Here is a 13373-nt window from a genome sequence, read left to right on the forward strand (position 1 = left end):
TCATGACTCAATCAGCGATAAAAAAAAGACTCCCATGTTGGAAGTCTTTTTAAGGATATGATTATTGTGCTGTATATCCGCCATCAACTGTTAACACATTTCCTGTCATAAACGAAGAATCGTCTGAAGCCATGAATAATACTGCTTTAGCCATTTCTTCTGCTTGTCCAAGACGTTGCATTGGCGTCATTGTTTTTAATACTTCTTTGCTTTCTTCAGGAATGATCGGTGTATCGATGAAGCCTGGAGCTAGTGCATTTACACGAATATTTTTAGTTGCATATTCCAAGGCTAGGGAACGAGTTAAGTTAATCACTCCACCTTTTGCTGCGTTATAAGCTGCTGAACCAGGTGAACCTACCCAGCCGTACATGGAAGCAGTATTGACAATTGTTCCTCCGTCGCCTTTAAGCATTTCACGAATTGCTTCACGTGCAACTAGGAATACACCATCTAAATCGACATTTACTGTATTACGCCATTCCGAATATTCTAGCTCTTCTGTTGGAGTTACACGACCAATACCAGCATTATTAAAAACAACATCGACTTTGCCAAAAGTGGCAATTGTTTCTTTGAATATATTTTGAACTTCTTCTTCACTTGTAATATTAGCTTTAACAAATAATGCTTCTGCATTTTGTGCTTTTAACTCTGCTTCAAATGCTTTACCTTTTTCTTCATTCAAATCGACTAGTACAACTTTTGCACCTTCTTGAACAAAAAGTTTTGCAGTTGCGGCACCGATTCCTGATGCACCACCTGTGATTATCGCTACTTTGTTTTGTAATTTCATTAGAAAATCTCTCCCTATCTAAAAAAATTTAAATATCTGCATTTTCATGTCTCGAATCAAAGATATTTATAGGATAAATATATTCCTCTTTTTTACTAAAGTCAAAATTATGGATCCGACACATTTCTTTATTTTTTATGCCCACCAAGTAACCTAGCACGGTTTCTAGCAGTTCCTGCATCTGTATAAGATACGGCACGCAAAACTGCAGTAGAGCCGTATTTACTACGTAGGGCATCCATTGTTTTACCTAGCTTTCGTTCCTTCCATTTATTTTCTTCAAACAAGCTTAGCTGCATGGAATACTCTGGTTCTAAATTCGTGATCGAGACAGACAATTTCCTAACTGGGCGACGATCATAAAATTCATCAAAGATTTGTTCACATACTTTATAAATGGCCATCGTGGCATTTGTCGGTTCATCGATTGAACGGGAACGATTAAAACCACCGCCAAATTCGTTTTGACTATAGCCAACGGATAGATGTATCGTTCTACCAACCATCTCTGCTTCACGTGCACGTCTAGCTACATCCTCACACATTTCTAAAACGACTGCCATCACTTCTTTTTTACTGTGATAATCTCGAAATAATATTTGTCCCTTACCATAACTAATTTGACCTTCCGCAAGAGGTGCTCCGAGCTCCGATAGATCTACTCCCCACGCGTGATAGTAAAGTTGGTTTCCCATTACACCAAACTTCTCCTCGAGTAGAGTTAATGGTGTATTCGCCAATTGACCAACTTTGAAAATCCCCATGTTATTTAATGTTTTTTGGAGACGGGATCCAATCCCCCACATTTCGCTTAAAGGAGTTACTGGCCACAGTTTTTCCTGAACGTCTTCATATGTCCATTTCGCAAAACCAGTTTTTTTGGCTTCTAGGTCAAGTGCGAGCTTAGCCATAAGCATATTTGGCCCCATCCCAACCGCACAAGGCAACTGAAATTGGGCATATAGCTCATCTTGTATCCGTTTAATTGTTTTTTCGACGGGTCCCCAAAGCTTTTCTGTTCCACCAAGATCTACGAAACACTCATCGACACTGTATACATGTATCGATTCGTGTGGGACGAACTGATGTAAATAGCGTGTAATTTCCATCGATACACGAACGAAGAACTCCATTTTAGGCTCGATAAGATGAATCGAAGGATGATCTGGTATTTCAAACAAGCGAGTTCCAGTTTTTACACCAAACTGTTTTTTCATTGGTGGAGATGCAGCAAGTACAATACTTCCTTTTTGCTCCAAGTTCCCGATAACCGCAATTGGGGTAGTTGTGACATCCAGACCTGCATCTGCTGCTGCACAGCTCGCAAAAAAACTACGTATATCAATACATATAATTTCCCGATTTTTTAGGCCTTCATACAATTTTTTTACTCCCTTCTTAAAGAACATATGTTCTTTATAGTATATTACGAACGCAAGTTCTTATTCAATGGTAAATAATTGGTGGATGTAAAAAAGCGTTCCTATTGCAGGAACACTTTTGCTATTCGGGATCTTTATTTAATTCGTTAATTTGTTCAATAGCTTCATCCACATTTCTGACTCCAATTACTTTTATTGGAAGCTTTAAAGATTTCACCACATCGTTGGCCTCCGCCAGATTTCCGATAGGGAGAATTATATAAGAGAGACCGATTTTATTTGCACTAAGAATTTTCTCTTTTGTAAGACCAATCTCTATTGCTTTTCCAGATTTACTAATAGCTCCAGTCACACCAATTGGTATATCATTTTTAAATTTCCCTTGTTCTATTAGACTAGATAAAACGAGAGCTAAACCTGCACTGTTTCCACCTGAATTATTTCTAGAGAGAAATTCGTCTATATTAGGATTACTTGTATTTAAATACGACTTTACATTCACAGACATCTGTTGAAAATAATCATACTCCATATTGATTCCCACCAATTTAAAAATTGCTGTAGTTTTCCCCGCATAGCGATGGAAATTCGAGGCTGGTTCTATATCAAAAATTAATAATTGATTGTTAAGATTTCGAAAATCTTGTCCATCTAGGTCTTCGGCCAATAATATCTCGGTTGACCTTACAGCCAATATGTAAATTCCAGAGTTTTTTATCAGTTCTTCTGGTGAAACATATGAAGAGACAAAATAGCGGCTCCCATCCGTTGAAATAAGTGGAAATTCATATACCAGTAAAAATAGCGAAGCAATAAAGGACAATAGGAAGATATATTTGGAGATTTGTGTTTTTCTAATAGCAAGTAAAAAAAGTGGCCAAAATAGAACGAGCAAGGCTAAAATATTGCAAAAGAAAAAACTAGAAATATAATCGAGGAGATACAAATAAAGCTCCGCAAAATAAACAAAAATGGTCATTACAAAAGGAAGCATTTGATGCTTATTTACTAAATCAAATATCTTCTTCACCTCTCCATTACGATATGTACTACTATACTTATTCTATTAGCTACTATAAAATCCTCTATATTTCTCCAAATAAAAAAACACTCCCAAACAGGAGTGTAGTTATTTCTTTAACAGTTCACTAGTGCTAAGAACTACATCTTCTCAGGAGCTGGTATACCTAAAAGACGTAAACACTCCTTCAAGACAACAGATACTGAAAGTGCGAAAGTTAACTTAGAAGAAGTTGTCTCATCATCGGCTAAAATTTTTGTACTAGCATAATATTTATTGAATTGACGCGCAAGCAGTAAACTAAACTTAGCAATTAGGGATGGCTCAGCCTGATCAAATGCTTTTTCTACCACACGAGGAAAATCCTCTAGGAGCTGGATAATTGGCCAAGCTTCAGCGCCAATAGTAGAAAAAGAGAATGATTCATCCTCAAAGTTACCTTTTTGGAGCAATGAACAAATTCTAGCATAGGTATATTGTACATAAGGTCCTGTTTCCCCTTCAAAATTAAGCATTTGTTCCAACGAAAACTCAATATCATTCATGCGGTCATTTTTTAAATCATTGAAAATAACTGCTCCTACTCCAACTTGCTTTGCGACTTCCTCTTTATTTTCTAAAGTTGGATTTTTCTTATTAATATTATGCTTTGCAGTCTCTATAGCTTCAGCTATTACATCGGTAAGCAAGACGACTTTACCCTTACGCGTAGACATTTTTTTGCCGTCTTTGAGCATCATCCCAAATGGTACATGTTCTAGCTGTTTAGACCATTCAAACCCCATTTTTTGTAGTACCGAAAATAATTGCTTGAAGTGAAGTGTTTGTTCATTTCCCACAACATAAAACGTTCTACTCGCATGATACGTTTTTTGACGATACATTGCTGCTGATAAATCGCGAGTAGCGTATAAAGTAGCCCCATCTTTTTTAGTAATCAGGCTTGGTGGCATACCTTCGAGTTCTACTACAAAAGCACCGTCAGATTCAATTAATAAACCTTTATTCTTTAAATCGTCAACTACCGTAGTCATTTTATCGTTATAAAAAGCCTCCCCAGCATAAGAATCAAATTGAACATCCAAAAGCTCATAGATTAATTGGAACTCCTTTAATGATGCCTCTTTGAACCACTTCCATAAGGATAGAGCCTCTTCGTCGCCTTCTTCCAGCGATTTAAAAGCTGCACGAGCCTGCTCATTTAATGTGTCATCTTTTTCTGCCATTTCATGAAAATGCACATATATCTTTAATAACTCTTCAATCGGTGCTGCAAGGATTTTCTCTTTGTTTCCCCATAATTTATAAGCGACTATTAACTTTCCAAATTGTGTACCCCAATCTCCTAGATGATTAATGCGAACAGCTTTGTACCCATTCTTCTCCGCAATATTCGCTAAGGAGTTGCCGATTACGGTTGAACGCAAGTGACCCATTGAAAAAGGCTTTGCTATATTCGGGGAGGAAAAGTCGATCACAATTTTTTCATGCTTTTTATTTTTACTTCCATACTCCTGTAGGTCCGCTGTAATTGCTTGGAGTACTTGGTTTGTAACAAGAGCTTGATCGAGGAAAAAATTTACGTATCCACTAGCGACTTGTACGCTAACTATTAATTTATCCTCTAGCTTCTTACTTAACTCTAGCGCTATTTGCTGCGGTGCTTTACGCAATTTTTTTGCTAACGTAAAACAAGGAAAAGCAATATCCCCTAATTCTTTCTGCTTTGGCTTTTCCAGTAACTGCTCTACTTGTTCAGCAGTCCAATCAGTTTCTAAAGCATTTGAAATGACCGATGCGATTTGATGTGACAGGCTCATTTTTTCTCCTCCAATATAAAAAGCCCTCGTCTCTATATAAGAGACGAGAGCTAAATTCCCGTGGTACCACTCTAGTTGCCACGAATGTGACCGCTTTTACGTTTGTAACGAGGTGTCTCCCCCGATTTTCCCTACTAGGCTTCAGGACATTTCTCCAAAGTGCGCTTCATCGATTCTTTGTGTATTAGGCTCCCACCATCCCTAACTCGCTTTCCAGCTTCGTATCGACTACTCTCTTCTTCAACGAATTTATCATATAATGATTTTACATATCGTACAAAAAGTTCAGTCAATTGTCAATATCAAATCTCCTCTTATAAAATGGAATACATATACAATTCAAGCCACTTCATTATTTAAAGTCCTTGTCGCCCCAAAATATAGGAATTGAATGTTAAAAGTTATGCAAGAGTTTGCCCGATTCCTAAACTATAAGAATTGCGCAACCTCTTCTTCATTTTATTTTATTCATTATTACTATAATTAGTAAAATTACAACATTATTCTTTTATATTGTTTCGTCCGGAACACTAATATATAATGGTCACTATTCCTAAGAAAAAGAACTTAAATTATTATCCTTGTATAATATCAGTTTGATTTGGCCTGATAGTTTCTACCTGGCAGCCACTAACAATGCCGGACTACAAGGAAGTGTGAAATAAAGAGAAAAATAAGTACGGTGAAACGAATTGATTTTTTCTAAAAGATCGGTGTTTAATCCATTCTGCGTATAGATAAAAAACTCTTATTATTTCATACTTTCTGTCTGGCGGCTGAAGGTATGAATGAATAAGAGTTTTTATTTTGGGGAAAATATAGTTGGAGTTGATTATATGTTTTTTTTAATAAATATACTGGGCATATTTGTTGTCCTTGGTCTAGTCTACCTTTGTTCGCCTGATAAGCGGAAAATTAGATGGCGTTCTATCCTCAGCTTGCTCATTGCTGAATTGCTTATTACCTGGTTTATGTTATCGACCACAATAGGAACATGGACGATTAATAAAATTACTTCCTTTTTTACATGGTTGGTATCATCCGCCAATGCAGGAATTTCATTTGCGTTTCCTTCTGTAATGGCGAACGAAACAATTGATTTCTTCTTTAGTGCATTACTGCCTATTGTGTTCATTGTGACTTTCTTCGATATTTTATCTTATTTTGGAATTATGACCTGGATCATTGATAAAGTAGGTTGGGTCATTTCGAAAATTTCCGGATTGCCAAAGCTGGAGAGTTTCTTCTCGATCCAAATGATGTTTCTTGGAAATACGGAAGCTTTGGCTGTTATTCGTCAACAGCTGGTTGTTCTGAAAGACCATCGCTTGTTGACATTCGGGATCATGAGCATGAGCAGTGTCAGTGGTTCGATTATTGGGGCATATTTATCGATGGTTCCTGCCGAGTACGTGTTTGCAGCAATTCCGTTAAACTGTTTAAATGCCCTGTTACTGGCAAGTATTTTAAATCCTATAGAGGTTAGCAAAGGAGACGATATTGTGTACGTTCCTCCTAAGGAAGAACGTCAAGATTTCTTTTCAACCATCTCAAACAGTATGCTTATCGGGATGAAAATGGTTATTGTAATTTTAGCGATGGTAATTGGATATGTGGCATTAACTACCGCTCTTAATGGAATACTAGGTTTCTTAATAGATGGTTTGACAATCGAAAAGATTTTCGGTGTCATTTTCTTCCCATTTGCCGTCTTGCTTGGATTAGGCATCCAGGATGCGATGTATGTTGCTTCGTTAATGGGGATTAAACTCTCGACAAACGAATTTGTGGCCATGATGGATTTAAAAAACCATCTCCAAGACTTAAGTCCACATACAATCGCCGTTGCTGTTACTTTCTTGACCTCATTCGCCAACTTTAGTACAGTCGGCATGATTTATGGCACATATAACTCCACTTTAGGAGAAGAACGGTCAAAAATCATCGGAAAAAATGTTTGGAAGCTATTGGTCAGCGGAATGGCTGTATCCTTGTTAAGTGCGATGCTTGTGGGATTGTTCGTTTGGTAAACATCCCGGAGATACAAGCAGTTACTGATTCATTATAAAAATAAGGGATTGGTAAGCTACTTAAGGAAGCCACTGTATAAGTGGCGCATTTATAGAAGCATCGAAAATTTACATCCAATATCCAAAAACAAAAGAAGCTAACAGCCTATATGTACTAGGGTGTTTGCTTCTTTTCTCTTTAAACGGACTTTTTCAGTGACCTCACTTAAAAACCATTATGGAATTAGTTCAATTAAATAGATTTTCACATGTAAATCCGTTAAAAACCCAAACCTCGAATAGAACAACCTCTATTTAGTCATATTAACAACAAAGGAGATGATATTATGCCACGAAGAAGTGCCAATCAACATGTAAAAGCGACTCCACATTTTGATAGTGATAAGGAAAATATTATAAATAATCCTACCTCAACTGCTGGGGCAAAGGTCGGTATTCAATTTGAAGCAAAAGAGGAGTTTGGTCAGGAAGGAAATCCATACAATTATATTCCGAAGCCAGACAAAGAAATGCAAGCATTCACGAAACTAACAGAAGGTAAAAAAATAGAAAAATAATTAATAAATAAAAACTATAGAGTCCTCTCTATAGTTTTTATTTTTCCTTATAAAGTAACTGTATTTTTTCTTTTAGTTGTTGTTGATTCCATTCAACTGCTTTATCAGAGACAAATGAAACCTTCTTGTGTTTCGGTATTTTCACTTGACCATTTACCGCTCTTGTATAGCCTTCTATCATCGCAGCAATTGCTAAAATGACAAGCGCGAAGCAAATAGCTGGACCAAGTGGTAACCAAGGAACTCCTTGCAAATAGCGGAAAGAAGATCCAAATAGCCCTGCCCACTCGTAAGCAATCGATTTAGGAGGATCACCCATCATTGGATCATAACTAACATCTGTTCCTCCGATATATAGTTGTAATAGTCCTAAATGAGTGAATACGACTAAGGTTTCCACGACCTGCTGTCCATATAAGACGAATAGTTTTTCTCGCATCATTGGGAAGAGGTGTCGGGTAATAATTCGGTACTTGCTTGCACCAAGAGTTCTCGATGCTAGAATATATTCCTGCTGGTATAACAAGTTCGCTTCATTTCCAATAAGAGAAGCAACTATCGGAACCGTAATAATGGCCATTAATACTACTTGAATAAGAATACGCTCCCAGACAGTTGTGGAGAAGCCTTCCATTGGCTCCCATAACACGGGATAGAGCATTAAATAAGAGAAAATAGTCATCGGTACATAATGAAGAGGATCGATGAAACTATTAATCGTAGTACGACGTTTTTGCCAATATGTCCCGATTACAAATCCCAAGGGTACAGCTATTAGCATTCGTACTGCAGCGACACCCATTGCTGAAATAATCGTATATTTTGCTCCGAGCATAATTTTAGCGAACATATCAAAGCCGTACTGATCGGTACCTAACGGATGCAACCAGCTTGGGGAAAGCGGTGCGGCCTCTATTACTCGCCCTTTTTCCATTAAGAAATAGGTTTGTTTCGGATCTGGACCATTTATCCATTCAAATACAAAGCTTCCGATGAGAAAGAAAGCCAGCACTAGAAAACCGAAGACAAAATAAGGTTGCTTCCATAACAATTTCATAATGTAGTACCTCCACGGCTTGTCCGACGTAAAAAGTACCACTCAAAAAAGCTATATACGATGAACACTGGGAGGAAAAAGCTACAAACAGTTATTAAAAATAACTCTCCGGACAAATGCTCGCTTAAGTGAAACATAATCCCGGGCATGTTGAACATTCGCTCTAGGATGAATAAATTGGAAAGCATAAACCACATCGTTTTTTTGGATTGAAAGAAAATACTAATAATAGCATTACGAAAAATATGTATAAGTAAAATGATAACTTTATTAAATCCAAGAGATCTAGCGAGCTCCACATATAATTTTCTTTCTTCTGCTTCAAACGTAAGCATACTTAATCGATAAAGCTGAACCATCGGCAAAATCATCAAACAAAAAACTGGTAGCAGATAGATTTTTTCTCCACCAGTAGAGGCGATTCGCATAAATACACCCGTATGTCTATGAACAAGGATAACAAGTAATTGGATAAGCAAAATAACTAAAATGTCAGGTAATGATTCCAAAAAGAAAAACAATGTTTTAATTCGCTGTCGTGCACGTTCCTTAAAAAGCATAGTCATTACCGTGAAGGATAAAGCAAAAAAAATAGCAACAAGAAGTGCTAGAAATAATATTTCTAATGAATAGAAGATAGATTCCCCAATATAACTGCTAAAATATGTATCTAGAAAATAATTCAGTGGAAAAATTACAAGTAAATGCTCCCCGTATGCTCTCCACCAAAACTCCCCTTTTTGAAAACCATTAATAAGTATTGGCAAACCACTTATAAGCAGAATACCGATGAATGCAACAGCTAATCGGAGCATCCAGTGCATAAAATGTTTCACAAAAATCCCCCTGTTGCCACAAAGCTATGATGAAATTATCATACCATAGCGAAAACGAAAAATAGATAATTTTTTGTAAATTCTAAAATGAATTGGAAATAGAGAAAGCAAAAACATACAATTGATGCGAACTTTAATTGGGCTATGTTAAAATTATCAATCGATTTTGAGTAAATAAAGTTAAGATTGTAAAAGTTCTCATGCTCAGTACAAAATTATATAGGTTATTTCATGGAAAATAAATATGAGCTAGGATGTCTATCCAAGCTCATTGTATTTTGCTTACCCTTTTTACTAAAGCAACCGTTAGTCAAACTCAAACAACTACAGTGCATCACAGGCTATAGGTCAATCTAGTTATCCTTTGAAAAAGAATTAATATTGGCGTACCTCTACAACACCATTAATTGCTACGAAAGCATTTATGTCAATCGTCTTAATGAGTGTCCTAAGTTCAGGTTCTTCCAACCTGTTAATAACACAGAAAACTATTTCAACGCTTTCTTTTGTTTTTCCACCCTCACCAACTATATATGTAACACCTCGATCAAAACGTGATTGTATTGCATCACCAATTTTTCGTGAATTGTTGCTAATGATCATAATATTTTTGGATTCGTCAAAGCCAGCTTGTACCATGTCTATTACCTTCATAGCTATAAAATAAGCTATAGCCGAACATAAAGCACCCCTTAATCCATAAATTAACATGGCGAATGAGAATATTAACACATTAATACTCATTATCACTTCCCCCACTGATAATGGGAATTTCTTTGCAATTAGTATAGCTAAAATTTCTGTACCATCTAGAGCGCCACCTTTTCGTAAAACAATGCCAACCCCTAAACCGATCATAATACCTCCTAATACTGCAACTAACATGGTATCCCCTGAAATAATAGTTGGAATGTGGTGCAATAAGCTAGTAGCAATGGACAATACAGAGATACCAATTACCGAACTAAATGCGAATGACTTTCCAAGTTCCTTATATCCAATAAATACGAATGGAATATTTAAAATGAATAGGAATAAACTTAACGAGAATCCTGTTAAATGAGAGAACAAGATTGATATACCAGTAATGCCACCATCAATTAGATTGTTTGGAATTAATACAGCTTCTAGACCAATAGCTGTAATAAGTGCTCCCACAATAATAAACAAAACACGACTAACTCTTTCAAACACACTGATAGAACGACTATTTTTAAATTCCAGGTTTAACTCAACTCCTTAATTTGCTTGCTATTAAACATCATAAAACGGCGATGATACAAAGCCTCTAATCTCAAAGTAATCTTACAATTACTAGAAAAAATCAATTTCGATTTTATACTAATATATATATGTTGTGTGAACGACATGTTATGCTGTTTCTTCCTACATATGAAATAAAACTATATAGCTAACAAAGGCTTATACTCCGAAAAACACCAGATTATAAACAATTGAACAACCTCAGTAAAAGTAAAAAACTATTACCCCTTTAGTAAGAATTGAAAACTAATGAGAAAGATAAAAGTCCACAAAGCTATTTCGACGCCTTGTGGACTTTTATTATTTGTTAATTCACATAGTTTTTATTAGTAGTAGCCTTTTTGGAAACATATTTCATTGGTACTGTGTCAAGTTGTTGAACGAATTCATAATGTAATGATAGAAAGGGAGGAATTTACAATGAATAACCATACAAATCAAACTTCCACTTATTCAAGCTTGCTTGCCGATTTAACGAAAACGATTAATAGCGAATTTACCGCAATTCATTGCTATGAACAATTAGCTTCTATTGCCCCAAGTGAGGAAGTAAAAAATCGCATTCTTGAAATAAGGAAAGATGAAATGAGACATTTTCAAACGTTTTCAAGTATTTACTTATCGTTAACAGGAATGCACCCTAGTCCTCAAATAACAGAACAATGTCCAACCAATTTTCAAAATGGAGTCATTAGCTCATTTAATGATGAACAAGAAGCTGTGGATTTTTACCACGAGGTAGCAAGAAAACATCCTATCGTAATGGACGTGTATAACCAAATAGCTGCAGATGAGCAAAATCATGCGGTCTGGTTTTTATTTTTTAAAGTTAATAATTTTTCATAAAATGAATACTCTACTTTCCGAAAAAATGGAGTGAAACTATACTTATGAACCTCCCAATAGTTGAAGAATCCATTCCTTCACATCAACAAGTCGATTATATTCAGGGAATTCATTTGTACCAGTAACGATTATTGGAACAATGGAATCTACTTTATGAAGAGAGCCATGTGCCCCACCTCCTGCATGGTCATGACTATGTTTATCAACGAACTCATAAGAAGGTCTTGCATCCACAATAATAACACGCCCTTCCTGTGAATGAAGTGCTCCATGTAGCCTTGCAAGGGCATCTGGATAATTTTGATACTGAATCCGTCCTCCATTTGTCATTTTCAAATCTAAGATGGAGGCGTTCCCTGCAATACTCCACGATTGTTCATATTCATCAACATACGTACCCTTTGGTGAAAACGTAAATTCCTCATCACTTAGGGGACTTACAACATAGTTTGTATGTTCATCTTTCCATGCGATAATGCCAATACGCTCGTCCTTTTTTAAAACATTCGTAATTTCTGATAATTCAACTTGTTTATCATTTACATAAATGTACGCCATTCGCTCATTGATAGCGATGGCAAGTTGGGCATTCCTTTTCTTACCTTCCCAAAACGTATAATCCTTCAATGAATTATTTAAATCAATTAAAGAAGTTTCTTTATCTTCTTTTATGAATGATTGACCGCTATCACCTAGAACAATCCAGGTTACCTCTTGAATTGCTTCATCCCAAGATGAAAAGCTATTTAATATGTCTTGTAGCGCCTCATCTGCTTTTTCAATGCCCTTTAAATCATTCGGGCCATGTTTGTGTATGGAAGCATCTGCATCCGGTAAATATGTTAGTGTGAAGGAGGGTAACTTCTTTTGTTCGATTAAGTATTTCAACTCATTTGCAGTGAATTTATTGTTTACTCCCAAACGGTTCCAAACAAATTTATTCCAATCGTTTTCAGAATTATATTGGGATAACAGACCAAGTGAAAACAATGTTGGTCCATTTATTTCAATTTCTTTTGGTAAAAGATTGGGCATTGAAATAAGTTTAGGGACGTTTAGTTGATGTTGAACACTTCCACGAAATAAAAGGCCATTAATCGAAGCAGATGTTAGTTTACGGGTCGCTAGCTCTTCATGAATAGTTTGAACCTCTTTACTTAAATGGTTTTTATTGAGATGAATAACGCTGTCCATTGCAACATTCTTTACACCATTATTCCAAATTTCTCTGATTCCACTCCCATAACTAATCATTCGGTTTTCATCTTCTTTAAACCAGATCAATCCCGGCACTTTATGTTGACCTGGATACGTACCGGTTAATAAAGTACTATCAATAGTAACTGACATTGTCGGATAAGAGCTAATCATCTCTGGATTAATATGTCCATTGTTGATCAAAAATGAGAATGCTGGTGCTTTTCCTTTTTTCACCGCTTTTTGTAATGGTTCACTCATTAAGGAATCTACGGCAACTAGTATAATGGGTTTCTTTGTTGAATTAATTGGAATATCATCCAGCTCTTTTGTTGGAGATATTGAAATTGCTAGTACAAGAACACTACAGATGACAATAAATGTAATTAAGAAGATTACTATTTTTCGTTTCATGAACTCACCTTCAAACTAATTATTTAATGTTAGTATGGTCTGAGTTCGATATAAATATGTAGAAGAACCCTATTCAAGTGAGCTTATCTTTTATTTAAATTCTAGTGACAAATACATGATTCTTTTTTGTTTATTAATAGAACAAACCTAATTT

General features: G+C 36.0%; 11 protein-coding genes, 1 riboswitch and 1 other annotated feature. Of the genes, 3 read left to right on the forward strand and 8 right to left on the reverse strand.

The window, feature by feature from the left end:
• Positions 1–61: 61 nt before the first annotated feature.
• The 4 genes from ACIQX2_RS08870 to argS all read right to left on the reverse strand — a co-directional run bounded on the left by ACIQX2_RS08870 (position 62) and on the right by argS (position 5019).
• On the reverse strand, positions 62–796 hold the full coding sequence (locus ACIQX2_RS08870) for an SDR family NAD(P)-dependent oxidoreductase (RefSeq protein ID WP_093061140.1): 735 nt from the start codon (positions 794–796) through the stop codon (positions 62–64).
• A 128-nt stretch (positions 797–924) separates the two neighbouring features.
• Positions 925–2205: a Y-family DNA polymerase gene (locus tag ACIQX2_RS08875; RefSeq protein WP_402848767.1), complete on the reverse strand. Its 1281-nt coding sequence runs from the start codon at positions 2203–2205 to the stop codon at positions 925–927.
• Between the two features lie 94 nt (positions 2206–2299).
• Positions 2300–3208: a S16 family serine protease gene (locus tag ACIQX2_RS08880; protein ID WP_402848770.1), complete on the reverse strand. Its 909-nt coding sequence runs from the start codon at positions 3206–3208 to the stop codon at positions 2300–2302.
• A gap of 131 nt (positions 3209–3339) precedes the next feature.
• Positions 3340–5019 carry an arginine--tRNA ligase gene (argS, locus tag ACIQX2_RS08885; protein ID WP_402848773.1) on the reverse strand — a complete coding sequence of 560 codons (1680 nt, stop codon included), beginning with the start codon at positions 5017–5019 and terminating at the stop codon, positions 3340–3342.
• A gap of 36 nt (positions 5020–5055) precedes the next feature.
• Positions 5056–5272, reverse strand: a binding site (T-box leader).
• Between the two features lie 308 nt (positions 5273–5580).
• Positions 5581–5686: riboswitch (purine riboswitch) on the forward strand.
• A gap of 169 nt (positions 5687–5855) precedes the next feature.
• Between argS and ACIQX2_RS08890 the strand changes: the two genes are divergently transcribed.
• Positions 5856–7049 carry a NupC/NupG family nucleoside CNT transporter gene (locus ACIQX2_RS08890; protein ID WP_402848775.1) on the forward strand — a complete coding sequence of 398 codons (1194 nt, stop codon included), beginning with the start codon at positions 5856–5858 and terminating at the stop codon, positions 7047–7049.
• A 326-nt stretch (positions 7050–7375) separates the two neighbouring features.
• Positions 7376–7606 carry a hypothetical protein gene (locus ACIQX2_RS08895; protein ID WP_402848778.1) on the forward strand — a complete coding sequence of 77 codons (231 nt, stop codon included), beginning with the start codon at positions 7376–7378 and terminating at the stop codon, positions 7604–7606.
• A 37-nt stretch (positions 7607–7643) separates the two neighbouring features.
• On the opposite strand, the gene ACIQX2_RS08900 is transcribed toward ACIQX2_RS08895, so the two are convergent.
• The 3 genes from ACIQX2_RS08900 to ACIQX2_RS08910 all read right to left on the reverse strand — a co-directional run bounded on the left by ACIQX2_RS08900 (position 7644) and on the right by ACIQX2_RS08910 (position 10669).
• The gene (locus tag ACIQX2_RS08900; RefSeq protein WP_402848781.1) at positions 7644–8663 is read right to left on the reverse strand and encodes an ABC transporter permease; all 1020 of its coding nucleotides are present in this window, start codon (positions 8661–8663) and stop codon (positions 7644–7646) included.
• Positions 8660–9499: an ABC transporter permease family protein gene (locus ACIQX2_RS08905; protein ID WP_402848783.1), complete on the reverse strand. Its 840-nt coding sequence runs from the start codon at positions 9497–9499 to the stop codon at positions 8660–8662. The genes ACIQX2_RS08900 and ACIQX2_RS08905 overlap by 4 nt, the downstream gene beginning before the upstream one ends.
• 375 nt (positions 9500–9874) lie before the next feature.
• Positions 9875–10669 carry a YitT family protein gene (locus ACIQX2_RS08910; RefSeq protein ID WP_402848786.1) on the reverse strand — a complete coding sequence of 265 codons (795 nt, stop codon included), beginning with the start codon at positions 10667–10669 and terminating at the stop codon, positions 9875–9877.
• Between the two features lie 513 nt (positions 10670–11182).
• Here ACIQX2_RS08910 and ACIQX2_RS08915 point away from each other — a divergent pair.
• The gene (locus ACIQX2_RS08915; protein ID WP_402848789.1) at positions 11183–11608 is read left to right on the forward strand and encodes a ferritin-like domain-containing protein; all 426 of its coding nucleotides are present in this window, start codon (positions 11183–11185) and stop codon (positions 11606–11608) included.
• Between the two features lie 42 nt (positions 11609–11650).
• Here ACIQX2_RS08915 and ACIQX2_RS08920 read toward each other — a convergent pair whose 3' ends face one another.
• Entirely contained in the window at positions 11651–13219 is a 1569-nt protein-coding gene (locus ACIQX2_RS08920) for an alkaline phosphatase family protein (protein WP_402848792.1), read from the reverse strand.
• Between the last annotated feature and the right edge of the window lie 154 nt (positions 13220–13373).

The sequence above is a fragment of the Psychrobacillus sp. NPDC096623 genome (assembly GCF_044762655.1).
Classification (GTDB): domain Bacteria; phylum Bacillota; class Bacilli; order Bacillales_A; family Planococcaceae; genus Psychrobacillus.

Excerpts from the sequence above, each read along its gene's own strand:
- ACIQX2_RS08890 (WP_402848775.1), top strand. The coding sequence starts at position 5,856 with ATGTTTTTTTTAATAAATATACTGGGCATATTTGTTGTCCTTGGTCTA.
- ACIQX2_RS08900 (WP_402848781.1), bottom strand. The coding sequence starts at position 8,663 with ATGAAATTGTTATGGAAGCAACCTTATTTTGTCTTCGGTTTTCTAGTG.
- ACIQX2_RS08915 (WP_402848789.1), top strand. The coding sequence starts at position 11,183 with ATGAATAACCATACAAATCAAACTTCCACTTATTCAAGCTTGCTTGCC.
- ACIQX2_RS08870 (WP_093061140.1), bottom strand. The coding sequence starts at position 796 with ATGAAATTACAAAACAAAGTAGCGATAATCACAGGTGGTGCATCAGGA.
- ACIQX2_RS08920 (WP_402848792.1), bottom strand. The coding sequence starts at position 13,219 with ATGAAACGAAAAATAGTAATCTTCTTAATTACATTTATTGTCATCTGT.
- argS (WP_402848773.1), bottom strand. The coding sequence starts at position 5,019 with ATGAGCCTGTCACATCAAATCGCATCGGTCATTTCAAATGCTTTAGAA.
- ACIQX2_RS08875 (WP_402848767.1), bottom strand. The coding sequence starts at position 2,205 with ATGTTCTTTAAGAAGGGAGTAAAAAAATTGTATGAAGGCCTAAAAAAT.
- ACIQX2_RS08895 (WP_402848778.1), top strand. The coding sequence starts at position 7,376 with ATGCCACGAAGAAGTGCCAATCAACATGTAAAAGCGACTCCACATTTT.